18 protein-coding genes and 1 pseudogene are annotated in these 22148 nt (G+C 71.4%); 4 read left to right on the top strand and 15 right to left on the bottom strand.

From position 1 onward, the window contains the following. Positions 1 to 119 precede the first annotated feature (119 nt). Positions 120 to 1655, top strand: coding sequence for an AMP-binding protein (locus ACQEWB_RS45235; RefSeq protein WP_432841966.1), 1536 nt, complete (start codon positions 120 to 122; stop codon positions 1653 to 1655). Between the two features lie 11 nt (positions 1656 to 1666). On the opposite strand, the gene ACQEWB_RS45230 is transcribed toward ACQEWB_RS45235, so the two are convergent. The 3 genes from ACQEWB_RS45230 to ACQEWB_RS45220 form a co-directional block, all read right to left on the bottom strand. Then, complete coding sequence (locus ACQEWB_RS45230; protein ID WP_432841964.1) at positions 1667 to 2356, bottom strand: M24 family metallopeptidase; 690 nt, start codon at positions 2354 to 2356, stop codon at positions 1667 to 1669. A 53-nt stretch (positions 2357 to 2409) separates the two neighbouring features. After that, entirely contained in the window at positions 2410 to 3687 is a 1278-nt protein-coding gene (locus ACQEWB_RS45225; protein WP_432841962.1) for a methyltransferase domain-containing protein, read from the bottom strand. 147 nt (positions 3688 to 3834) lie between these two features. Continuing rightward, positions 3835 to 4632: a sulfite exporter TauE/SafE family protein gene (locus ACQEWB_RS45220; protein WP_432841960.1), complete on the bottom strand. Its 798-nt coding sequence runs from the start codon at positions 4630 to 4632 to the stop codon at positions 3835 to 3837. Between the two features lie 102 nt (positions 4633 to 4734). Between ACQEWB_RS45220 and ACQEWB_RS45215 the strand changes: the two genes are divergently transcribed. Next, complete coding sequence (locus ACQEWB_RS45215; protein ID WP_432841958.1) at positions 4735 to 5511, top strand: AraC family transcriptional regulator; 777 nt, start codon at positions 4735 to 4737, stop codon at positions 5509 to 5511. Here ACQEWB_RS45215 and ACQEWB_RS45210 read toward each other — a convergent pair. Further along, positions 5504 to 6889, bottom strand: coding sequence for an ABC transporter substrate-binding protein (locus ACQEWB_RS45210; protein WP_432841956.1), 1386 nt, complete (start codon positions 6887 to 6889; stop codon positions 5504 to 5506). The two genes, ACQEWB_RS45215 and ACQEWB_RS45210, sit on opposite strands and share 8 nt — an antisense overlap. Before the next feature lie 277 nt (positions 6890 to 7166). On the opposite strand from ACQEWB_RS45210, the gene ACQEWB_RS45205 reads away from it, so the two are divergent. Beyond that, positions 7167 to 8285, top strand: coding sequence for a PP2C family protein-serine/threonine phosphatase (locus tag ACQEWB_RS45205; RefSeq protein ID WP_432841954.1), 1119 nt, complete (start codon positions 7167 to 7169; stop codon positions 8283 to 8285). Here the strand turns inward: ACQEWB_RS45205 and ACQEWB_RS45200 are convergent. From ACQEWB_RS45200 to ACQEWB_RS45170, 7 genes and pseudogenes are all read right to left on the bottom strand, one after another. Next, positions 8272 to 9198: a GNAT family N-acetyltransferase gene (locus ACQEWB_RS45200; protein ID WP_432841952.1), complete on the bottom strand. Its 927-nt coding sequence runs from the start codon at positions 9196 to 9198 to the stop codon at positions 8272 to 8274. The two genes, ACQEWB_RS45205 and ACQEWB_RS45200, sit on opposite strands and share 14 nt — an antisense overlap. 49 nt (positions 9199 to 9247) lie before the next feature. Then, entirely contained in the window at positions 9248 to 11125 is a 1878-nt protein-coding gene (locus ACQEWB_RS45195; protein ID WP_432841950.1) for a DUF2264 domain-containing protein, read from the bottom strand. After that, complete coding sequence (locus ACQEWB_RS45190) at positions 11122 to 12141, bottom strand: hydroxyacid dehydrogenase (protein WP_432841948.1); 1020 nt, start codon at positions 12139 to 12141, stop codon at positions 11122 to 11124. Before ACQEWB_RS45190 ends, ACQEWB_RS45195 begins: the two co-directional genes overlap by 4 nt. 30 nt (positions 12142 to 12171) lie before the next feature. Then, positions 12172 to 13035, bottom strand: a complete 864-nt coding sequence (locus ACQEWB_RS45185) for a carbohydrate ABC transporter permease (RefSeq protein WP_432841946.1) — start codon at positions 13033 to 13035, stop codon at positions 12172 to 12174. Next, positions 13032 to 14012: a carbohydrate ABC transporter permease gene (locus tag ACQEWB_RS45180; protein WP_432841944.1), complete on the bottom strand. Its 981-nt coding sequence runs from the start codon at positions 14010 to 14012 to the stop codon at positions 13032 to 13034. Before ACQEWB_RS45180 ends, ACQEWB_RS45185 begins: the two co-directional genes overlap by 4 nt. A 26-nt stretch (positions 14013 to 14038) precedes the next feature. Then, positions 14039 to 15366 (bottom strand): annotated as a pseudogene (locus ACQEWB_RS45175) (ABC transporter substrate-binding protein). Between the two features lie 98 nt (positions 15367 to 15464). Next, positions 15465 to 16547, bottom strand: coding sequence for a substrate-binding domain-containing protein (locus ACQEWB_RS45170; protein ID WP_432841942.1), 1083 nt, complete (start codon positions 16545 to 16547; stop codon positions 15465 to 15467). Positions 16548 to 16808: 261 nt separating this feature from the next. Between ACQEWB_RS45170 and ACQEWB_RS45165 the strand changes: the two genes are divergently transcribed. Beyond that, the gene (locus tag ACQEWB_RS45165; RefSeq protein ID WP_432841940.1) at positions 16809 to 18266 is read left to right on the top strand and encodes an MFS transporter; all 1458 of its coding nucleotides are present in this window, start codon (positions 16809 to 16811) and stop codon (positions 18264 to 18266) included. 147 nt (positions 18267 to 18413) lie between these two features. On the opposite strand, the gene ACQEWB_RS45160 is transcribed toward ACQEWB_RS45165, so the two are convergent. The 4 genes from ACQEWB_RS45160 to ACQEWB_RS45145 all read right to left on the bottom strand — a co-directional run bounded on the left by ACQEWB_RS45160 (position 18414) and on the right by ACQEWB_RS45145 (position 22134). Next, positions 18414 to 19355, bottom strand: a complete 942-nt coding sequence (locus ACQEWB_RS45160) for an SDR family NAD(P)-dependent oxidoreductase (RefSeq protein ID WP_432841938.1) — start codon at positions 19353 to 19355, stop codon at positions 18414 to 18416. A gap of 89 nt (positions 19356 to 19444) precedes the next feature. Then, positions 19445 to 20683 (bottom strand): cytochrome P450, encoded by a 1239-nt coding sequence (locus tag ACQEWB_RS45155; RefSeq protein WP_432841936.1) that lies wholly within the window; start codon positions 20681 to 20683, stop codon positions 19445 to 19447. 31 nt (positions 20684 to 20714) lie between these two features. Next, positions 20715 to 20909 (bottom strand): ferredoxin, encoded by a 195-nt coding sequence (locus tag ACQEWB_RS45150; protein ID WP_432841934.1) that lies wholly within the window; start codon positions 20907 to 20909, stop codon positions 20715 to 20717. Between the two features lie 19 nt (positions 20910 to 20928). Continuing rightward, on the bottom strand, positions 20929 to 22134 hold the full coding sequence (locus ACQEWB_RS45145; RefSeq protein WP_432841932.1) for an NAD(P)/FAD-dependent oxidoreductase: 1206 nt from the start codon (positions 22132 to 22134) through the stop codon (positions 20929 to 20931). Positions 22135 to 22148 lie beyond the last annotated feature (14 nt).

Raw genomic sequence — 22148 nt, 5'->3', positions numbered from 1 at the left:
GGCCGGCCGAAGAACATCGGCGGCCCCGGCCTGGTGAAGGCCGGGGCCGCCGACTGTCTCGGCCAGGATGGGGGTACGACCCACCGAGCAGCGCCACGCCGTGACGCAGGGAGGCATCGATGTTCGTTCCCTTCGGAGCCCGCGATTTCCTGGACCGGGCCGCCATCGTCTACCCGGACCGCGTCGGCGTCGTCGACGAGCCGGACCAGCCCGCCGTCCCCTGGCAGGGGCTGACCTACCGCCGTGTGGCCGAGCTCGCCCGGGCCCAGGCCGCGGGCCTCGACGCGCTCGGCGTGCCGCACGGGGCGCGGGTGGGGGTGGTCTCGCACAACAGCGCGCGGCTGCTGACCTCGTTCTTCGGCGTGTCCGGATACGGGCGGGTGCTGGTGCCGGTGAACTTCCGGCTGTCGCCCGCCGAGGTGGAGTACATCGTCGGCCACTCCGGGTGCAGTGTGCTCCTGCTCGACCCTGAGGTGGCGGACAGCCTGTCCGGGATCGACTGCGAGCACACCTTCGTCCTGGGCGCGGAGTCCGACGAGCGGCTGTACGCCTTCGACGCCGAGCCGGTGCCGTGGAAGGCCGCGGAGGACGCCACCGCCACCATCAACTACACCAGCGGCACCACCGCGCGCCCCAAGGGCGTGCAGATCACCCACCGCAACATCTGGGTGAACGCGGTGACCTTCGCGCTGCACGCCGGCGTCACCGACCGGGACGTCTATCTGCACACCCTGCCGATGTTCCACGCCAACGGCTGGGGCATGCCCTTCGCCATGACCGCGCTCGGCGTGCGGCACATCGTGCTGCGCAAGGTGGACGGCGCGGAGATCCTTCGCCGGGTCGCCGAGCACGGGGTCACGGTGATGTGCGCGGCTCCCGCGGTCGTCAACGCGGTGCTGGCCGCCGCGGAGACCTGGAAGGGCGAGATCCCCGGCCGGGACCGGGTGCGGATCATCTGCGCGGGTGCGCCACCGCCGACCCGGACCATCGCGCGCGTGGAGGACGAACTCGGCTGGGAGTTCATCCAGATCTACGGCCTGACCGAGACGTCACCGCTGCTCACGATCAACCGTGGCCGCGAGGAGTGGGACGGCCTGGACACCTGGGAGCGCGCGGAGAAGCTGGGCCGGGCCGGCGCGCCCGCCTTCGGCGCCACCCTGCGCGTCTCGGACTCCGGTGAGGTGCTGGCCCGGTCCAACGTCGTGATGGAGGGCTACTGGCAGCAGCCCGAGGAGTCGGCCGGGGCGTTGGAGGACGGCTGGTTCCACACCGGGGACGGTGGGACGATCGCCGACGACGGCTATCTCACGATCAGCGACCGCAAGAAGGACGTCATCATCACCGGCGGCGAGAACGTCTCCTCCATCGAGGTCGAGGACGTGCTCTTCAGCCACCCCGGGGTCGCCGAGGTCGCCGTGATCGGCGTCCCCGACGACAAGTGGGGCGAGACGATCAAGGCCCTGATCGTCCTCGCCCCCGGAGCCGAGGCCACCGCCCCCGAGCTCATCAGGTACTGCAAGGAGCGCCTCGCCGGTTTCAAGGCGCCCACCTCCATCGAGTTCCGCACCGCGCTGGAGCGCACGGCCACCGGCAAACTCCAGAAGTACAAGCTGCGCGAGCCCTACTGGAAGGGGCACGAGCGCAAGGTGAACTGACGGTACGTCGGTCAGAGAGTGAGCAGTTCCTCGTGGAAGCCGCCGAACTCCCGCTCCCGGTCGATGAGATGGATCTCCAGGATCCAGTGGCAGCGGCGGCCGGCCTTGTCGGTGCGGCGCAGCGGGGTGTCGTTGGCGGGCGTGACGTACGACTCGACGTCCGCTCCGTCGATCCACTCGTGCGGGAACTCACCGACCAGGTGCCCGGCGTGCCAGCCGCCCAGCTCCCAGCCCGCGTCGGCGGCCAGCCGCTCGACCTCGGCGTACAGGCCCTTGCCCGTGATGTCGGGGTCACTCTCGAAGAAGCTCCGGCCCGCCGCGAACACCTTGGGCAGTTCGTCGCGGAGCCGGAGCTTGACCGGGTCGTCGCCGAGGACGAAGGTGCGGCCGAAGTCGGCCTCGTACTCCTCGAAGATGGGTCCGAAGTCGGCGAAGACGATGTCGTCCGCGCCGATGACCCGGTCCGGCGGGTTCTCCCGGTAGGGCGCCAGGGTGTTCGGGCCGGAGCGCACGATCCGCTTGTGCCAGTGCCGGGTGGTGCCGAACAGCTCGTTCGCCAGGTCGCGGATGCGGTCGCTCACCGCACGCTCGCCCTCGCCGGGGGCCACCAGTCCGCGTTGCTCGATCTCGGTGAAGAGCCGGGCGGCCTTGGCCTGGGCGTCCAACAGGCGCGCGGCGCGGGTGGGTTCGTCGTCAGTCATGGCCGTGTCCTATCAAATATCGCGGTACGACGTGTTTCATCCGCCGACGTGTTTCATCCGCCGACGCGGAGTGCGCGTGCCAGGAAGTGGTGGGGGGCGTCCTCGTAGCAGGCCAGGTCCCAGCCGGCCGCCCTTAGCGCTGGCCGAAGGTTCTCTTCGGCCAGCGGGTCGGCGGGGTCGAGGGGGCGGCCGTGGCGGGCGGCGCGTTCGGCGCGGCCGGAGGGGTGGTAGAGGAGCAGGACGCCGTCGGGAGCGGTCACCCTGGCCCATTCGCGCAGGGCCGTGGCGGGGTCGGGGACGTGGTTGAGCAGGCCCGCGCTGAAGATGCCGTGCACCGCACCGGTCGGCAACGGCAGCCGGCAGGCGTCGGCCAGCAGCAACTGCCCGTCCCCGGCCCGGCCTTCGCGCAGCGCCGCCGTCAGCATCGCGGGCGTGAGGTCGATACCGGCGACCACGCCCTGGGAACCGACCTGCGCGCGCAGTGCGGGCAGCGCGCGGCCGGTGCCGCAGCCGAGGTCGAGAGCACGTTGCCCGGGGCGCAGGCTCATTCGCTCGACCGCTGCCTCGTACCGGGGGTTGTCGTCGGCGAAGCGCTCCTCCCAGGTGGCCGCGCGTCGGGTGAAGAAGGCGCGGGTCGCGGTCTGTTCGGCGCGGGTCGCGACGAAGGCGGCGAAGCGCTTGAACACGCCGTCGCGGTGCCGGGCGAGGGCGGCCAGCTCCGCCGGTGCGGACTCCACGAGACCGGGCTCGGTGGCCGCCTCCTCCGGGAATGCGGCGGCGAACGCCTTCACGCCCTCCTCGTCGAGCTCCAGATGGAACTGGATGCCCCAGGCCGAACCGCCGACCCGGAACGCCTGCACCGGGTAGCGGTCGCAGGACGCCAGCAGCGTCGCCCCGGCCGGCAGATCCATGGTGTCGCTGTGCCAGTGCAGCACCCGCAGCCGCTCGGGAACGGCCGTGAACAAGGGGTCGGCGTGCACGGCCTCGACTGTCCGGACCTCACCCCAGCCGACCTGCGCTCCGCTGCCGGGCTTGGCCGCACCGCCCGCCGCGATCGCCAGCAACTGCGCGCCCAGACAGATGCCGAGCACCGGCACCTCGGCGTCCAGTGCGGCCCTGAGCAGCGCCAGTTCCGCCGTACGGCCGGGAAAGTCCTCGTAGGCGGCCATCGCCCCGCCCATGACCACCAGGGCCACGATGTCGTCGGCCGTCTCCGGTACCGGGTCGCCCGCCCAGGTGCGGCACACCCGCGTCGGCAGCCCGGCCGCCTCCAGCGCGGTGCCGAGTGCGTACGGCCCTTCCTGCGGTGCGTGCTCCACGATCTGGATCACGGGCGACCACCTCCCGGACGACCGTACCCGGACAGCGGCTCCGGGGAAACGCAAATACGAGAGCTACACCCCAGCTCACGCCGTATGTGCAACCGAATTCCCTTGTACACCTCGCACATGCGATCACCTCCGTCGGGCGTCGGCGGGTCAGGCGCCCATGACCAGCATCGCGACAAGGACGACCAGCAGCAGCACGAGGTAGGCGACGGAGTGGACGCGGTCCGGGACGCGGCCGGTGATTCGTCGTGTCACGGCGATGGTGGGCAGCGAGCCGAGGAGCAGGGCCGCGGCCGCCGTGAGGTCGAGGTAGCCGAGCTGTCCGGTGCCGGTGGGGGCCAGGGCGTAGACGAGGGTGCCGGAGACGGCGACGGGGACGCTGAGGGGGTTGGCCATGGCGGTCGCCTCGACCATGGGGAGGCCGCGGCGGCGCAGGAGCGGGACCGTCATGACGCTGCCGCCCACGCCGAGGGCGGCGGCGACGAAACCGATGCCCGTGCCGCCGAGGGTGACGGTCGCGCGGGTCAGCGGCTCGGGCCGGGTCCGGTCCGGCATGGCCAGGAAGCCCTTCCGCAGCAGGCTGTCGGCGATCGTCACCAGCAGGTAGGCGGCGAAGAGCAGACGCAGCGCCGTGCCGCCGATCAGGGTGGCCGAGAAGGATCCGGCGACGGCACCGATGGCGATGTAGCCCGTGAGCGGCCAGACGTACGCGCGCCGCAGTCGGCCCTCGCGCCACTGGGCCAGCGCCGCCGCCACGGCGTTCACGACCATCACCGCCGCCGAGGTGGCCACCGCGACATGCATGGCGTCCGCTCCCGGACGCGCCGTGGCGGTCAGGACGCCGTAGACCACGGGGACGGTGATGAAGCCGCCGCCGAAGCCGAAGAGCACGGTCGTGACGCCGGTCAGGCAGCCGAAGAACAGAAGGGCGAGGAAGGAGGTCAGCACTGGTCAGACGTTAGGGAGCAGGGAGCGTGGCCGACAATCGATGATTCGCCGACCTCCTACGCGGAGCAGACAGCGGCCTGTGGGTCGACGTAGCCTCACGGCATGCGCAACATCCCGGTCGCGGAGGTGGACGGCCTCGATCGTGCCGTGCTGGCCATCGGCACCGACTACCCGCGGGACCACCTGCTGGTCTGGCACGCGCACCGGCGGGCCCAGGTCCTGTACGCGGCCACCGGTGTCATGCGGGTCGAGACGGCGGACGGCAGCTGGACGATCCCCACCGCCCGCGCGGTGCTGATCCCGCCCACGGTCCGGCATCAGGTCACGATGACCGGCGTCAGCACCCGCAGCCTCTACATCGAACCGGCCGCGGTGCCGTGGTTCCCGGCCCGCTGCCAGGCCGTCGACGTCTCCGCGCTGCTGCGGGAACTGATCCTGGAAGCCGTCGAGATGGCGCCGCGCTACCCCGAGCACAGCCGCGACGCGGCGGTGGCCGCCCTCGTGCTGCACGAGCTCCGGAACCTCACCCCGCTCCCCCTCGACGTGCCACTGCCGTCCGATCCACGCCTGCGCGAGCTGTGCGAGGCGTTCCTGCGGAAGCCCGACATCCATGATCCGCCCGGGCGTTGGTGCGCCGCCCTCAACATCAGCGAACGCACCCTCGCGCGGCTGTTCCGGCGCGGCACCGGCCTGAGCTTCTCGCAGTGGCGCCAGCGTGCCTGCGTCCTGCACTCGTTGCGGCACCTCGCCGCGGGCCTGCCCGTCACCCGTGTCGCGGCCATGCTGGGTTACGACAACCCCGCCGCCTACACGGCCGCCTTCGGGAAGCTCCTCGGGCGGCCACCGACGGCTTACCGGAACGCCAAGGGCCTCATGTGACGTCGGCCATGGACTTGCCGACGGCCTTGAGGGTGAGCGGTTTGCCGTAGTCGCCCTTGAACTTGTAGGTCGGGGCGTCGCAGCGGTAAGGGCCCTGGTCGGCTCCGAACTCGGCCGCCTTCCAGCCGCTCGTCGTCGTCTCGACGATCGAGAAGCACTTGGGCGGGATGTCGATCCGGCTCAGATCGGCGGGGGCCTGGAGTCCGCCGCCGGTCCACTCGGTCTGCTTGACGGCGTTCTGGTAGGCGCACTTGCGGGTGAGCGTGGCGCAGTCCCGGGCGGCCGTGGCGAACAGCAGCCAGGCCGAGAAGGCGCGCAGCACGGGGTAGGTGACGGCCGCGTCGGGGGCGTACTTCTTGAAGAGGTCGACGACCTGCTGGGTGGCCGGGTTGGACGAGGCGCTCTCCAGCGGGGCGGTGGCGGAGAGTTCGGCGTAGTTGTGCTGCTTGGCCAGGGCGGGGCCCGCGAGTTGGACGAACGCCGGTCCGTAGGCGTTGCTGTTGGCGTCGATCCAGTCGGGGGCGTACCCGATGTTGGTGAGCGCCTGCTCCAGCTTGGCGAGGCTCGCGAAGTCGCCGAGGAAGGTCAGGCCCTTGACGCCTTTGCTCTTGATGGCCTGGGCGTACGGTGTCCAGTCAGAGACGCCGACGGCCGGGTAGAGGTCGGTGTAGGAGACCTTGCCGCCGAGGCCGGCGATGCTCTCCTTGTACTGCGCGGCGAAGGTCTTGCTGACCGGGCTGTCGCCGGCGATGATGCCGACCTTCTGCGCGGAGTCCGGGTACTTGTCCTTGATCAGCCAGGTGTAGTAGCCGGAGTAGGGGAAGTAGCCGACGCCCGCGCCGGTGGCCAGGACCTGGAGGTCGGAGCCGACGGCCTGGGTGGACTGGGCGGGGAAGTCCGGCAGCAGGCACTTGAGCCGGTCGGCCACGCCGAGGCCGTCGAGCGCGGCGCCGCCGCCGACCAGTGCGAAGTCGGACTTGCAGGCGGCCAGGACGCCCTCGCGGGCCTGGAGCAGCTTGGTGTCGTGGGTGACGGGGACGAGCTTGCGGCCGTTGATGCCGCCGGCCGCGTTGCACCAGGCCGTGAACACCTTGGCGGCGTCCGGGAATTCGGAGTTCTTGGTGAACCCGATGTCGGACAGGACGCCGACCTGGACGGACTTGTCGGTGACGCCCTGGACGGTGGAGGACTTGGCGGTGCCGGGGCCGCAGACGTTCTTCAGTGTGCCGAAGTCCGCCGACTTCACGGCGGCTCCGGCGGTCGAACTCGCACTCGCGTCCTTCGCGTTCTCGTCGCCGGAGCCGGAACCGGAGTGGCCGGAACAGCCGGCGAGCATTACGGCGGCCGCGGTGACCGCGCCCATGAGCAGCCTGCGCAAGGTGCCTCCTCGGGGAGGTCGGACGTCGTCGTCCGAGGGAGGTGGGAGGGAAGGGCTCTGCTCGTCGGGCGGAAAGTACATTCTCCAAATCAGCGAAGCAACCCCTCGCGCAAGAGAACAAGATGCTCTCCTGGTCACGGGCCCGACCGGACGACGGCGCTACGACGACCGTCCACCGGCCGGGCGCGCGGGGGCCGACCCGCGGGTGTATGCCTGGGGTATGCGTAGTGCGGCTCGCGGAGGCGTCGGCCGGTGGCGGTGGCCGAGCCGGGGTCTCGTGGCCATCCCGGTCGCGCTGATCGTCGCCATCACGGTCGCCGACGTCCTCTCGCCCGAGAACGTCCATCTCGGGCCGCTGCTCGTGGTGGCCCCGGCCCTCACCGCCTCGTTCGGCAGCTCCCGGCTGACCGCGCTGGTCGGTGCCCTCGCGGTGACGGCCCTGGTGGCGATCTCGGTGGTCCGCAACAGCGTCCTGACCCTGAACCACGAGACCCAGATCGCCGCGCTGCTGATCGTCTCCGCCTTCACCGTGCTCTTCTGCCGTCTGCGCGAACGCCATCTCGCCGAGCTGGCCCAGGTGCGGTCGGTGGCCGAGGCGGCCCAGCGGGTCCTGCTGCGCCCGCTGCCGGAGCGGATCGGCGACGTGCGGATCGCCAGCGCGTACCGGGCGGCCACGGACCAGGCCCGGATCGGCGGCGACCTGTACGCGGCCCTGCGCACCGGGCACGGCACCCGGCTGCTGATCGGCGACGTCCGCGGCAAGGGGCTGCCGGCCATCGAGGAGGCGGCGCTGGTCCTCGGCGCGTTCCGCAGCGCGGCGCACCGCGAGCCCTCACTGCCCGAGCTGCGCACCGAGCTGGAGGAGACCGTCTGCTGGAACCTGCTCCAGCCGCCCGCCGACTCCACCGCCGCCGACGAGTCCTTCATCACGGCCGTGCTGGTCGACATCCCCGACGACGGATCCGGCATCGAGGTCCTCAACTGCGGCCACCCCGCCCCGCTCCTGGTGCACGCCGGCCAGGTCACCGCCCTGGCGCCCCGGCAGTACGCCACCCCCATCGGCATGTGCCTGCCCCAGGCCCCGAACGGAGACGTGGACGCCTTCCCCTTCGCCCCCGGCGACACGCTGGTGCTCTACACCGACGGCGTCTCCGAGGCCCGCGACCACACGGGCCACTTCTATCCCCTCGCCGACCGCCTCGCGGCCTGGACGGACACGGAGAGCCCCGAGGAACTCCTCACCCATGTCCGGGGCGACCTGAACGGCTTCTGCAAGGGCACCTTCGACGACGACGCCGCCATCGTCGTGCTCCGCCGCGAGGCCGTCTCCGGTGACGAGCGTCCGCCGGGTCACACGGCACGGCAACAGACCCGCAGCGGGGTCAGCCCAGGGTGATCTCCCAGGTGTCGACGGCGTAATGCACGGTCATTCCGTTACGGCCGTACAGCCGGGGCGCGCCCGTGCTGTTCGCGGTGTCCACGCCGAGGCCCACCTCGCCGCGGCCCCGGGCGGCGAAGGCCGCGAAGGCGTGGCGCAGCAGGAATCCGCCCAGTCCCCGGCCGCGGGCCTCGGGCAGGACGCCGATGCTGCGGATCCACCCCATGGCCTCGCGGTCGTCGCGGGCCAGCAGGAACCCGGCGTCGCCCAGGTCGTCGGTGCCGACGATCCACACCGTCGACCAGTCGAGGCCCTCGGCGCCGATGTCGTTCAGCCACTGCCCGTATTCGCGGGGCTGGAAGTCGAAGTGGGCGGCGAAACCGGCCTGGTACAGGGCGTGCACCCGTTCCCGGTCGGCCTCCGTCGCGCAGGCCCGCACCCGCACCCCGGCCGGCGCCTCCGGACGCGTGTCGCGCGCCCGGTCCAGCGGTCGGCGCAGCACGTGATAGCGCCGTACGACCTCCCATCCCCGGGCCGCGACGAGCCCGGTGTCGAGGGTGGGCTGGACGTTCAGATGCAGATGGACGACGGCGCGCTCGGCGCCGTTCTCGCGGGCCTTCTCCAGCGCCCGGACCTCCAAGGCGTCCAGGACGCGCTCCCCCGCCTCCTGTCGGTCGGGCAGCACATAGTGATCGACGTCGATGCGCTCGCTCCCGGACTCGTCCCACAGCAGCCCGTAGGCGACCAGCCGGTCCCCCTCGAAGGCCAGCCACGAATCCCGCGCGAGATCGATGTCGGGGTTCTTCAAGTCGGCCTCGACCGTGTGCAGATCGGTCTCCGGGCGGCCGATCTCGATCGTGTCGATCTCGTTCAGCAGAGCCGTGACGGCGGGCGCGTCGCCGAGGGTCGCGGGGCGCAGACGAGAAGCCATGGCCTCAGCGTCTGCGCCCCACCACCGGGCCGCAACGGATTTTCCCGCCCTACGCCTCGAGGGACACCGCCAACGGCTCCCACTCGACCCGCGTCCGCGCCCCGTCCAGCGCCCAAGTGACCTCGACATCACCGTCGTTGACCTGCACACCCGAGACGGCTTCACCCAAGGCGACCGGCTCCGCGGTGAGCGCGGCCAGGCTCACGTGCGTGCTCGTCCCGCCCGCGTGCCCGCCGAGGCGCGGGACCCGGGCCCAGCGGGTGTACGCCGTTCCTTGAGGCGCGCGCATGAGGGCGTCCTCGTCCCAGCCGTGGAGTCCGTGCAGGGCGGAGACGAGGGGTTCCTCGGGCCCGGTGGCCCAACCGGTCTGCGTGACACGGGAGTTGGGGGGAGCGCCGATCACCCGGTGGACGCGCAGCTCATAGGGCCCCCGGGCCACCGTCACGCTCTCCACGCGCAGCCCCGGCATCATGGGCGGGCCCGCGGCGAAGACCGGCCGGTGCCAGGAGGCGGCCCAGCCCCAGCCGTCGCCGCCACCCGCCCCGAGCGGATGGACCCGGCACCGCACACTCCCCCGGCCGTTCACCTCGACGGACAGATGATTGTCGGCGACATTCGCCTTCGCCGTCGGTCCCGTGTGCGTCGAGTACGCCTGCCGCCCGTAGAGCGGATCGTCCGCGGCGGCCGACTCGCCTTCGGGGAGCCGTACGTGGTCGCTGCCGTGGTTGTGCAGTCGTACGATCCCGTCCGCGCGGGTCGTCTGGACGAGCAGGCCCGGGGCGGACAGGGCGAGGACGCGGTCGGCCCGCTCGACCGGTGCGGGTTCCTCGGAGGCCGTCCAGAGCGGGTGGTCGGGCGGGGCGAGCAGGGCGACGAATGCCTTCGACGCCCAGTACGGGGACGAGGGGCCGGAGTAGGTCTGCAGGGTGGCCTGGTGCGGGCCGTGCCAGCCCAGGCTCAGCAGGCCGTCCTCGGTGAGGGCGCCGCGGTCCAGGAAATACCGCAGGCTGCCGCTGATCAGGCGGCGCGAGGTGCCCGGGGTCAGCGGGGTGTGGCCGGTGACGGCGCCCAGACCGACGGCCGCGGAGGCGGCGAAGCGATACGTCAGGGAGCGGCCGAAGTGCAGGGGCGCGCCGTCGCCGCCGAACAACAGGGAGAAGCCGTCGAGGTGTTCACGCAGTCGGGGGCCGTACGGTCCCCGGTCCGTCCCGGCGAGATGCGCGTCCAGCACCGGATACAGGTGCAGGGCCCACCCGTTGTAGTGGTCGAAGGCGCGTCCGTCGCCGTCGGTGTACCAGCCGTCACCGACGTACCAGCCCTCCAGCAGCTCCCGGGCACGCTGCCGGACGGCGGCCGTCTCGGCGTCGCCTCGGCCCACCGACTCCAGGAAACCGGCGACGGTGTACGGGAAGAGGTACCAGTTGTTCGGCGCCGGGACGTGCCGGAGCGCGCCGCGCAGCCATGCCTCGGCGCGGTCCTGGACGTCAGCGTCGAGGTTCTTCCACAGCCAGGGCGCGGTCAGGCGGAGGCCGAGCGCGACGGACGCCGACTCGACCATGGGCTGGCCCTGGACATGGTGGTCGAGGATGAGCGGCCAGGACTCGATGTCCTCGCGACCGGGGTTGCGGGTGCCCGCGTCGAGGCCGCGGGCGTAGCGGTCGAGCCAGCCGTGCGGATCGTCGCCGCCGGCGCCGGCGACCCGGAAGGCCGCGGCGAGGAACGTACGGGCGTAGCCCTCGAGTCCGTCGGAGCGGACGCCCGAGCGGGAGGGGCGGCCCGGCAGGTCGAGCAGGGCGCACTCCGGGGTGGACCAGCGCCAGGCAGAGGTGAGCAGGCCGTCGGCGACGGCTTCCCAGTGGGCCCGGGTGTATCCGGTGTACGGGCTCGACTCCCGGTCCTCCGGGGGCAGTCGGAAGGGTGCGGTCATGCCGTGTACGCCAGCCTTTCGCGTCGGACGGGGTGCAGGAAGCCGACACCGGAGACCCAGCGGGCGGTCTCGGCGACGGCGAGTTCGGCCAGCCGACGCCATTCGTTGCCCTGGGATCCGGCCAGGTGCGGGGTGAGGACGACGTTGTCGCAGTCCCACAACGGGTGTTCGGGGGGCAGGACTTCGGGGTCGGTGACGTCGAGGACGGCGCGAATACGGCCGGCCCGGGCGGCGTCGGCGATGGCGTCCTGGTCGACGACCGCGCCGCGTGCGGTGTTGATGAGGACCGCGTCGGGGCGCATCGCCCGGATCAGGGGGCGGCTGACCAGGCCCCGGGTGGCGGGCAGCAGCGGGGTGTGCACGCTGACGGTGTCGCTGCGGGTGAAGAGTTCCTTCAACTCGACGCGAGTAGCGCCGAGTTCGGCGGCTTCGGCATCGGTGACACAGGGGTCGTACAGGAGGATCTCGACGTCGTGGGGGCGCAGCAGTTCCATGACGCGGCGGCCGGTGAGCGAGGCGGAGAGGATGCCGATCGTGCGGTGGTGGTTGCCGACGGTGTGCGGGGTGCGCAGCCAGGGGGCGCGGGTGCGGGTGACCTGGAACTCGCGGGCGCGTTCGAGGACTCGCTTGCCGGTCAGCAGGATCATGGCGACGGTGTACTCGGCGACCGGGAGGGCGTTCGCGGCGGCGGCCGAGGAGACCTCGATGCCGCGCTCCCAGCAGGCCTCGGTGATGTGCGCGCGCACGCTGCCCGCGGTGTGCACGACCGCGCGCAGCCGTGGTGCCGCCGCCAGCACGGCCGCGTCCAGGGGTGGGCAGCCCCAGCCGGTGACCAACAGGTCGACGTCGGCGAGGACTTGGCGGGCGCGGGGTGTGGTGAGGTCGTCGAGGACAGGCGGCGGGGTGAGCCGGCAGATGGCGGCGAGGGCTTCGAGGGACTCGGGGTCGAGGACGGCCGTGGCCGCGTCCTGGGACATGGCGAGGGCGGCTCGGGGGCGGTGCGTCACGTCGGTCATCTGGGTGCGTGAACTCCTCAACGGGCCGGGTTACTTGACGGATCCCGCGGTCAGTCCGCTGCGCCAGAAGCGTTGCAGCAGGGCGAAGGCGAGGATCAGCGGGAGGACGGCCAGCAGCGAGCCCATGATCACCACCGGGTAGTAGTCGGGGGTGACGGTGGCCGAGCTGTTCCACGTGTACAGGCCGAGGCTGACGGGATACAGGTCCTGGTTGGAGAGCATCACCATCGGCAGGAAGAAGTTGTTCCAGATCGCGGTGAGTTGGAACAGGAACACGGTGACCAGGCCGGGGCCGAGCATGCGCAACGCGACGCGGGCGTAGGTGGTCAGCTCCCCTGCGCCGTCGATGCGCGCGGCCTCCAGGACCTCGTCGGGGACGTAGCCCTGGCTGAAGATCCGGCCGAGGTAGACACCGAAGGGGTTGAACAGGACCGGGATGAACACCGCCCAGAAGGTGTTGACCAGGCCGGTGCCGGAGGCCATCAGGTACAGCGGCAGGGCGAGGACGGTCTGCGGGACCATGACGGCCGCGAGAACGAGCCCGAACAGCTTCTCCTTGTGCCGGAAGCGGTACTTGTCGAAGGCGTAGCCGCAGGCCACGCTCACCAGTGCGCCGATCGCGGCACCGAGGACGGCGTACAGCAGGCTGTTGAGGTACCAGCGGCCGTACTGGCCGTCGTCCATGACGAAGAGGTCGTGCAGGTTCTGTCCGAAGGAGAAGTCCTTGAAGGACAGGATGTCGCTGCTGAACAGGGCGTCGCGGGTCTTGCCGGCGGCCAGCACCAGCCACAGCACGGGCAGCAGGGTGTAGAGCACGGAGAGGGCGACCACGACGTTGACGGTGGCCCGGCCGAGCAGCCGGGGGCGCAGCAGGGTGCTGTCGGCTGTGCTCATCGGGACGCCTCCTCGGCGCGGTCGAGCCGGCTGGTCCAGCGGGTGACGCCATAGGACAGGGCGATGGTGAAGAGCAGCAGGATCACCGAAGCGGCCGCGGCCAGGCTGTAGTTGTTTCGGGTGAAGGCCGCGTCGTAGATGTACATGCTGGGCGAGAAGCGGGAGTTGATCATCGGGGAGGACTGGCTGAGCAGCATCGGCTCGGTGAAGAGCTGGAGGCCCCAGACGAGGGTGAACATGGCGACCGTGACGATCGAGGCCCGGACGAGAGGGGTCTTGACCTGGAGTGCCGTGCGCACGGGTCCGGCGCCGTCGACGACCGCGGCTTCGATCACCTCGCGGGGCACGGCCTGGAGGGCGGCGTAGAAGACCACCATGTTGTAGCCGAGGTTGCTCCACAGGGCGATGTTCACGATCGACGGGAGCACGGTGTGCAGACCCAGGAAGTCGATCGTGATGTCGGCCTTGGCGAACAGTTCGATGACCGGGCTGATACCGGGCGTATAGAGGTAGAGCCAGATCAGGGCGGCGATGATGCCGGGCACGGCGTGCGGCAGGAAGAGGCCGAGTTGCGCCGAAGCTCGCAGGCGTACGACGCCCGAGTCCAGCAGCAGGGCCAGGGCGAGTGAGCCGAGCACCATGAGCGGGATGTAGAGCAGGCAGTACAGGGCGACCGTGCCGAGTCCGGACAGGAAGGTCGGGTCGGTCAGGACGGCCGTGTAGCTGCGCACTCCGACGAAGACCGTGCGGGCGTTGCCGAAGCCCAGGCCGGGGTGGTCGTCGCTGTGGAAGCTGAGGTAGACGGCAGTGCCGACCGGGATCAGGAAGACGGTGACGAGGAGCGCGAAGAAGGGCGCCATGAGGGCACCGCAGGCGCCGAGTTGACGGCGCCGGGCCGCCTTGCGGGTGCGGCGGGCGGCTGCCGGGGCGGCGGCGGGGAGGGCCGTGGACGGGGCGTGCTGGGTGGTCGCGGTCATGGGGGTTCACCTGCCTTTCGGGCGGCTCAGGTGCTGTGCCGGGTGGTGGACAGGCCCAGGGCCTTCAGGTCGGGCATGGTGCCGTCCTCGGCGGCGCGCACGGAGCCGATGAGGGTGCCCTGGCCGCCGCTCACCCGGGCGAAGCCGTCCTGCATCACCTTTCCGGTGGCGGTCATCCGCGGGCCCCACACCCAGCCGTCGCGGATCTTGTGGGCCTCCTCGTCGAAGAGGGTGTAGATGTCCTGGCCGCCGTAGTAGGAGGCGTCGAAGGCCTTGCGGTCGACGGGGACGAGTCCGGGGCGGCCGGGTACTGGCTGCTGGCGCCGCTGGAGAGGCGGGCGCGCAGCGCGTCCGGGTGCGAGACCTGCCACTCGATGAACTCCATGGCGGCCTCGGGGTGCCGGCTGTCCTTGGTCACGGCGAAGGTGGAGCCGCCGTGCGTGCCGACGTGCGGGCTGCCCTCGTCCCACTGCGGCAGCGGGGCGATCCGCCACCTGCCCTTCAGCCCGGGCTGCGCCCGCATCTGCGCACCGGCGTCCCAGGCGCCGCTGAGCCGGGTCAGGACCAGGCCGTTCGCGATCTGTGCGTCGGACTGCCGGCTCTCGACACCGTTCATGAAGACCACGTCCTCGTCGACGAGCTGCTGCCAGTACGAGGCCACACGCCGGGTGGGCGCGTCCGCGAGGGACACGTTCCAGGCGCCCTTGGAGGTGTCGAACCACTGGGCGCCGGCCTGCCAGCTGTAGGCGGCGAACTGCATCGCGCCGTCCGTGGGGAACAGGACGAGACGTCGCTTCGGCGCCTTGTGCCGGACCGTGCGCGCGAGTTCGGCGAACTCGTCCCAGGTACGCGGTACCTGGAGGCCGTACTGGTCGAACAGGTCGGTGCGGTAGTGCATGACCATCGGCTCGACGTCGAGCGGGACGCTGTAGGTGCGGCCCTGGAAGGTGGTGAGGCCCAGGGCCTGGGGCAGGGTCTTCGCCTTGAGGGTGTCGCTGACCATGTCGGTGATGTCGCGGGCGACGCCGTCGATGGCGAAGCCGGGGACCTGGGGGTACTCGATGGTGGCGACGTCGGGCGCGTTGCCGGCCCGGGCCGCGTTGCTGAGTTTGGCGTAGCCGCCCTGGTTGCCGGACGGGATCTGCTGGAAGTCGACCTGGATGCGGTCGTGCGTGCGGTTGAACTCGTCCACCACCTCCTGGCTGCCGCGCAGGGCGGACCAGAAGGTGATGCGCGTGGTTCCACTGGTGCCGCTCGCGGTGGACGCGCCCTTGCTGCAGGCGCTCACGGCCCCCGCAAGCGGCAGGGCGGCCAACGCGGCGAGCACGGATCGACGGCTCTGTCGACCAGGCATGGCGCCTCCCTGTTCGAGTCACGGGAATCCTCCGCGGCCGACAAGAAACGGTCAATAGAGCGATCAGAAGAAAATAAAGCGGTCAAACGCTCATAGCCTTAGAGGGGCCTGGTCGAGCCGCGCACCTTCAGCGTCGGCAACAGTTCCACGCGCCGCACCGAACCCGACCCCTCCGCCTGCGCCCGGTCGAGCCGCCGCAGCATCAGCTCCGCCGCCACCTTCCCGACCTCGCCCTTGGGCGGTGACACCGCCGTCAGCGGCGGGCTGGCGAGTCCGGCCACGACGTCGTCGTAGGCGACCACCGAGCAGTCCTCAGGCACCCGCACCCCCTGCTCGGCGAGTTGCTGCACCAGCATCACCGCGTCCACGTCGCCGTGCAGGACGGCGGCCGTCGCGCCCACCTTGCGCAGCAGCGCGACCAGGTCCGGTACGTCGGTGGGCTCGTGGTCGAGGCCGCCGCGGGAGGAGCTCAGCGCCCAGGTCCACTCCTCGACGAGCGGGTGGGCGCCGGCGATCCCGGTGAGGGCGGCGCGCAGCGTGCGGGCGGTGGGGCTGTCGTCGCGGGTCGCGAAGACCAGCCGCCGGTGGCCGAGGCCGACCAGGTGCTCGACGGCGAGATGGGCGCCGTACCAGTGGTCGGAGCAGACCGAGTCCATGGCGTGCAGCGCGCTGCCTCTGGGCGGCCGACGCTCCATCAGCACGGTCGGCACGTCCAGCTCGGCGAGCCACCGGTAGTCGGCCTCCTCGGCGGCGGGGCTGCGCCAGCGCGGAGCGAGCAGGACACCCTTGGCGCCGTCGGCCAACGCCCGTTCCACCTGCGGGCGTTCGGCGCCGGGCACCTGGGGCGCGATGTGCAGGGCGACGCGCAGGCCGGCCGCGTCGAGGACGGTGCGGGCGCCGTGCAGGGCCTCGTAGAGATACGAGTGCCGCTCGGGCACCACCACGGCCACCGTGTCGCCGTCACCGGCGTCGCGTTCGGGCAGCTCCTGTGCGGGCAGGGTCGAGCGGACGACCCCGTGCCCGCGCCGCAGCCTGCCCTCCCGCATCAGCTCCTCGACGTCCCGGCGCACCGTCACCACGGACACCTGGAGCTCGGCGGCGAGGTCCCGCACCCGCGCCGTGCCCCGCGCCTGCACCGCGGCGAGAATCCGCCGCCGCCTGAGATCGACCGGCTCCCGCATACGGCCTCCGCCCCCGGAATGTTCGTTTGAGCGATCGGGTCATCATCATACGATCGCCCGCCTCGCCGGACATCCCCGAGGCCCCCGTCGACGCACAACCGACGCGCCGGCGTGGGCGGAAGTCCCGCTCAGCGGGATCCGTCCCTATTTCTGCCGATCTCATTGATTGTACCGACCGTTGGGTCTATCTTTCCGGCAGCTCTCATCACGGACCAGAGCCGCTCTCCGGTTCGCCCCCGCTCACCCATTGGAAGGCCCGCGATGTCCCAGACACGTACCGCCGCCCCACCGGCCGAAGAGTCCTCCCTCTCCACCTCGCGCAACGTCCTCGTGGTCGTCGCGCTGCTGTGGACCGTCCAACTCGTCGCGCTGGTGGCCGCGTTGTCCGGCATCGCACAGGCCGACGTCGCCATCCACTTCCGGACCACGGAGATCGCGTGGTTCACCCTGATGACCCTGCTGACCGGCACCTTCTTCCTGCCGTTCGCGGTCAAGGCCGCGGCCCTGTTCGGCAAGAAGAAGGTCCTGCTGGTCGCCACCGGGCTCGGCTTCGTCGGCGACCTGGTGGCCGCCCTCGCCACCGACTACCGCACCCTGCTGATCGGGCGCGGGATCGCCGGCATCTACGCGGCCACCGCGCCGATCGCCTACGCGATCACCCGCGACATCTTCCCGCGCCGCTGGGTCGGTCTCGCCAGCGGCATCCTGGCCGGCGGCATCGGTCTCGTCGCCTTCGGCGGGCCGTTCCTGGCCGGCTGGCTGCTGGACGACTACGGCTTCCGCGGCGTGCTCTGGTTCATGGCCATCAGCACCTGCGTGAGCTTCGTCCTGGTGGCCCTCTGCGTGCCCGAGAGCCCGGTCACCCAGAGCGGTGGGCGGATGGACTGGGTCGGCGGTCTGCTGCTCGGCGGCGGCATCACCGCGATCGTCTACGCGGTCGGCGAGGGGTCGACCTGGGGCTGGGGCAGCGGCAAGTTCCTGGCCTACGTCGTCGGTGCGGCGATCGCGCTGCTCGTCTTCGTGCTCGTCCAGCGCAAGGTCGCCGAGCCCCTGTTCCCGCCGGCCATGACGAAGCGCCGCCCGGTGTGGACCGTCCTGCTGGCCACCTCCGTGGCGGCCGGCTCGCTCAACGCGGTCGGTGTGGTCGTCCAGCTGCTGGTGCTGATGCCGGCCATCCCGACCATCTCCGACGGCCTCGGCTGGTCCGGTGAGCACAACGCCATCGTCACCAGCCCGATCAGCGCCATGATCATCGTGGGTGCGGTCGGCACCGGCTGGCTCGCCCGCCGGGTGGACACCCGGATCCTGCTGGGCATCGGCGCCTCGCTGGCCGGCATCGGCTACGCGATCGGCACCCATCTGCACCACAGCGCGGCCCAGATCGTCGAGATGGGTCTGATCGCCGGCCTCGGTACGGGCATCGTCGCCGCCATCGCCCCGATCATGATCATCGAGGTGGTCACCCCCGAGGAGCAGGCGCTGGCCAACGGCGCCCAGACCCTCGGCCTGGGCGTCGCCCAGATCATCGTGTCCCAGCTGGCCTTCGTGGTGATGGCGCAGCACGGCGCGATCATGAAGGGCACCCAGTTCTACCTCGACAAGGGCTTCACCAACGGCCTCTGGCTGGTGGTCGGCTGCGTCGCGGCGGGCGCGCTGCTCGTCCCGCTGATCCCCAGGACCAAGCGGCTGGCGGAGGCCGAGGTCGGTCAGGCGGCCTGACCGCAGGGGCCGTAACGCCTCGAAGGGCCGGGCATCGCGCCCGGCCCTTCGCTCGTGCCCGTCGCCGTCCGCGGCCCGGGCACGACTACGGCGGCGACACGCCCCCTCCGCGTGTCGCCGCCGTCCCTGTGTGTCGCCGCCGTCCGGCTACGCGTTCTCGGCGCCGCCGAGCCCGGAGAGCTGGTGCTGGAGGAACGCGCCCGACCAGGCCATCAGATCCGAGGGGACGTAGTAGCCCTTCTCGTCGTTGATGGCGTCCCAGTTGGCGGCGACGTCCTCGACGGTGGCGGGGCCGCCCTCGTGGGCGTAACCCTCGGTCGAGGCGATGAAGAGGCGGGCGAAGCGGCCCGCGCCGGCCGTGTAGATCTCCCCGTTGACCGGGCAGCTCTCGTGGGCGAGGTAGGCCACCATCGGCGCCACCGCGTCCGAGGGCATGTACGGCATGCCGGGGGCGGCCTCGGCGGGCTCCTCCTCGGGGCCGCCGCCCATCCGGGTCATGGCGGCCGGGGCGATCAGGTTCACCTTGATGTTGTGCGGCTCGCCGGCCAGCTTCGCGCTGCGGGCCATGCCGACCGTGCCGGCCTTGGCCGCCGCGTACGACAGGTTGTTGTCCATGCCGAACATGCCGCTGGAGGTGGTGTGCACGATCCGGCCGTACCGCTGCTCGACGAAGTGCGGCCAGGCCGCGCGCATCGTGTTGAAGGAGCCGAGGAGGTGCACCGCGAGGTGGCGCTCCAGGTTCTCCGCGTCGATGTCGGGCAGGCCGGCGTACCGGATGATCCCGGCGTTGTTGACGAGGATGTCGATGCGGCCGAAGTTCTCGATCGCGGTGTCGATGATGGCCTTGCCGCCGGCCGGGGTGGAGACGTCGTTGGTGTCGGCGACGGCCGTACCGCCTGCCGCGGCGATCAGGTCGACGACCTTCTGCGCGGGGCCCGTGTCCGAGCCGTCGCCCTCCATGGATCCGCCCAGGTCGTTGACGACGACCTTCGCCCCCCGCTCCGCCAGGAGGCGGGCATGGGCCCGGCCGATCCCGCGGCCCGCGCCGGTGACGACGGCGACGCGTCCTTCGAAGCTGAACTCGCTCATGCCTGACTCCTGTTGTACTGCGGTTGCGGATGCTGCTGCGGGTCCCTCCCGAACGGAAGGGACCCGCAGTGAGGTGGAAGGGACCCCGACTACCAGGTGACCGGCAGCTCGGCGACACCGAAGGCGAGCGCGTCGGCCGGACGGAACACGAGTTCGTCGCGGTCGACGGCGAGCCGCAGGGTCGGGACCCGCCGGTAGAGGGTGCTGTAGACGACCTGGAGCTCGATACGGGCGAGCTGCTGCCCCAGGCACTGGTGGATGCCCCAGCCGAAGGCGTGGTGCTGGCGGGCGTCACGGGTGAGATCGAGCTTCTCCGGCTCGGGGAAGGCGTCGGCGTCCCAGTTGCCCGCGGGCAGCGGAACGACGATGCCGTCCCCGGCCTTGATCTGCACGCCCTCGAACTCGAAGTCCTCACGGGCGATACGGCGCTGGCCGAACATGGCGACGGTCAGGTACCGCAGGAGCTCCTCGACGGCGGGGGCCGCGTCCTTCGAGTCCTCGAGATTGCGCAGCCGGGCCAGCTCGTCCGGGTTGTCCAGCAGCAGGCCGGTCCCCAGTGTGATCATCGTCGCGCTGGTCTCGTGACCGGCGATCAGCAGGATCATGGACAGCAGGGTGGCCTCGGGGAGGGTGAGGTCGCCGTCCTTGACACGCGCGGCGAAGTCCGAGAGCACGTCCTCGGCCGGCTCCTCGATCTTCTTCTGGATCAGCCCCGCCAGGTACCCGCCCAGCGCTTCGTTCGCCGCCGCCTGTTCCTCGTGGGTCTTGTCGCTCCTGGTGGCGAGGGAGGCGTGCTTCTGGAAGAAGGCGTGGTCCTCGTACGGCACTCCGAGCAGCGCGCAGATCATCAGCGAGGGAAGCGGCAGCGACAGCGCGTGGGCCAGGTCGACCGGCTTCGGACCGGCGAGCATCTCGTCGATGAGCTGGTCGGTGAACCGCTGGATCTCCGGCCGCAACGCCTCCATCCGGGCGCGGGTGAAAGGGCGCGTCATCATGCGGCGGATCCGCGTGTGGTCGGCGCCGTCGGCGTTGAAGATCGTGAGGGGGTAGTGGGGCGCCGCCTCCGCCATGGACGCGTTCGGGTAGGGGAATCCGGGCTGTTTGTCGTCCGAACTGACCCGGGGGTCGGAAAGGATCGCGCGCTGCGCGGCATGCCCCGTGACAAGCCAAGGGGTGCTGCCGTCCCAGATCCGCGCCCGGCTGACGGGCGCCTCGTCGTTCAGGGCGCGCAGTCCGGGCGCCGGGGCGAAGGGGCACTTGGCGTCCCGCTCGTCCTGGTAGTAGTAGATCTGCTCGTCGGGGGCGGTTCGGGTGGCTGCCTCAGCCATGTTCTTCCTCCTGCTGTGGGGGGCGGTGGGCCTATTCCTCGATGCGGATGGCCAGGGCGGGGCACACCGCAGCGGCGTTGCGCACGTCGTCGGCCAGTTCGGCCGGCGGGTTCTCGTTCAGGACGATGACGATGCCGTCGTCCTCCCGCTGGTCGAACACGTCCATGGCGGCCGCCACGCACTGTCCGGCGGCGACACACTTCTCCTCGTCGACGACAACCTTCATGGGGATCTCTCCTGATCGTTCAGTGGGTGGGGGCGGGAGCGTCGAGACCGTCGACGATCTCCTGACGGCGCAGGCGGGCCTGCTTGGGCATGTTCCAGCCGAGAACGCCGGTGACCCGGCCCTCGCTGCGGTACCGGGCGACGAACCGACGGGCCGTCAGATCGCCTTCCACGACGTCCACTTCGGCGTCAGTCGGCAGGAAGCCGTGGACCTGGAGCTTGGCGTCGTACTGGTCGGTCCAGAAGTACGGCACCGGCGCGTAGGGCCGCCCCTCGCCGAGGATCTCCCCGGCGACGGCCATGGCCTGCTCGGTGGCGTTGGTGCGGTTCTCCAGCCGGACCAGCCGGCCGAGGCCCTCGTGGTGCCAGCGGGCCACGTCGCCGACGGCGTAGATCCCCTCCTCCGCCCGGCAACGCGAGTCGCACACCACGCCGTTGTCGAGCTCGAGCCCGCTGTCGGCGAGCCACTCCGTCGCGGGGATCGCGCCGATCGACACGACCACCACATCGGCGGGCAGCACCTCGTCCGTGGCCAGCCGCACGCCGTTGACCCGGCCGCCCTCGCTGGTCAGGCCGACGACGCCGTTGCCGAGCTTCAGCCGTACCCCGCGCTCGGTGTGCAGCTCGGCCAGGACACCGGAGACCAGCGGACCCACCTGGAGCGCCATCGGCCCCGACAGCGGTCCGGTCAGGGTGACGTCCAGGCCCAGCGTCCGTGCGGTGGCCGCGATCTCGGAGCCGAGCACGCCCTCGCCGACGACGACCAGGCGCGAGCCGGCCAGCAGGTCCTCGCGCAGGGCCAGGCAGTCGTCGAGGGTGCGCAGCACGTGCACGCCGGCCAGGTCCTGCTGCCCGGGCAGCTGCCGGGCTCGTACCCCGGTGGCGATGACGACGGCGTCGGCCGGCAGTTCCCGGCCGGACTGGGTACGGACGCTGCGCGCCGCCGTGTCCAGTCCGACCGCCGGGTCGCCGAACACGAACTCGGCGTCCAGCGCCGACAGCACGTCCTGGGTGCGCAGCGCGGCGCGCTCCGGGTCCCAGGCGCCGGAGAGGACCTGCTTGGACAGCGGCGGCCGGTCGTAGGGGGCGTGCGGTTCGTCGCCGAGCACCGTGATCCGGCCCTCGTAACCCTTGCGGCGCAGGGCCTCCACCGTGGTCAGTCCGGACGCGGATGCGCCCACTACCAGGACGTGGGCGGGGGCCCGGACGTCGTCGTCGATGCTCATTCGTGGCTCCAGTG

Source organism: Streptomyces sp. CA-249302 (genome assembly GCF_050936785.1).
Lineage (GTDB): Bacteria > Actinomycetota > Actinomycetes > Streptomycetales > Streptomycetaceae > Streptomyces.
Note: the sequence above shows the minus strand (reverse complement) of the source record. Positions and strands in the feature narration are given on the sequence as shown.

What these genes read in the sequence shown, in the direction of transcription:
- ACQEWB_RS45235 (WP_432841966.1), top strand. Translation starts at nt 120, where the DNA reads ATGTTCGTTCCCTTCGGAGCCCGCGATTTCCTGGACCGGGCCGCCATC.
- ACQEWB_RS45230 (WP_432841964.1), bottom strand. Translation starts at nt 2,356, where the DNA reads ATGACTGACGACGAACCCACCCGCGCCGCGCGCCTGTTGGACGCCCAG.
- ACQEWB_RS45215 (WP_432841958.1), top strand. Translation starts at nt 4,735, where the DNA reads ATGCGCAACATCCCGGTCGCGGAGGTGGACGGCCTCGATCGTGCCGTG.
- ACQEWB_RS45200 (WP_432841952.1), bottom strand. Translation starts at nt 9,198, where the DNA reads ATGGCTTCTCGTCTGCGCCCCGCGACCCTCGGCGACGCGCCCGCCGTC.
- ACQEWB_RS45195 (WP_432841950.1), bottom strand. Translation starts at nt 11,125, where the DNA reads ATGACCGCACCCTTCCGACTGCCCCCGGAGGACCGGGAGTCGAGCCCG.
- ACQEWB_RS45190 (WP_432841948.1), bottom strand. Translation starts at nt 12,141, where the DNA reads ATGACCGACGTGACGCACCGCCCCCGAGCCGCCCTCGCCATGTCCCAG.
- ACQEWB_RS45185 (WP_432841946.1), bottom strand. Translation starts at nt 13,035, where the DNA reads ATGAGCACAGCCGACAGCACCCTGCTGCGCCCCCGGCTGCTCGGCCGG.
- ACQEWB_RS45180 (WP_432841944.1), bottom strand. Translation starts at nt 14,012, where the DNA reads ATGACCGCGACCACCCAGCACGCCCCGTCCACGGCCCTCCCCGCCGCC.
- ACQEWB_RS45170 (WP_432841942.1), bottom strand. Translation starts at nt 16,547, where the DNA reads ATGCGGGAGCCGGTCGATCTCAGGCGGCGGCGGATTCTCGCCGCGGTG.
- ACQEWB_RS45165 (WP_432841940.1), top strand. Translation starts at nt 16,809, where the DNA reads ATGTCCCAGACACGTACCGCCGCCCCACCGGCCGAAGAGTCCTCCCTC.
- ACQEWB_RS45160 (WP_432841938.1), bottom strand. Translation starts at nt 19,355, where the DNA reads ATGAGCGAGTTCAGCTTCGAAGGACGCGTCGCCGTCGTCACCGGCGCG.
- ACQEWB_RS45155 (WP_432841936.1), bottom strand. Translation starts at nt 20,683, where the DNA reads ATGGCTGAGGCAGCCACCCGAACCGCCCCCGACGAGCAGATCTACTAC.
- ACQEWB_RS45150 (WP_432841934.1), bottom strand. Translation starts at nt 20,909, where the DNA reads ATGAAGGTTGTCGTCGACGAGGAGAAGTGTGTCGCCGCCGGACAGTGC.
- ACQEWB_RS45145 (WP_432841932.1), bottom strand. Translation starts at nt 22,134, where the DNA reads ATGAGCATCGACGACGACGTCCGGGCCCCCGCCCACGTCCTGGTAGTG.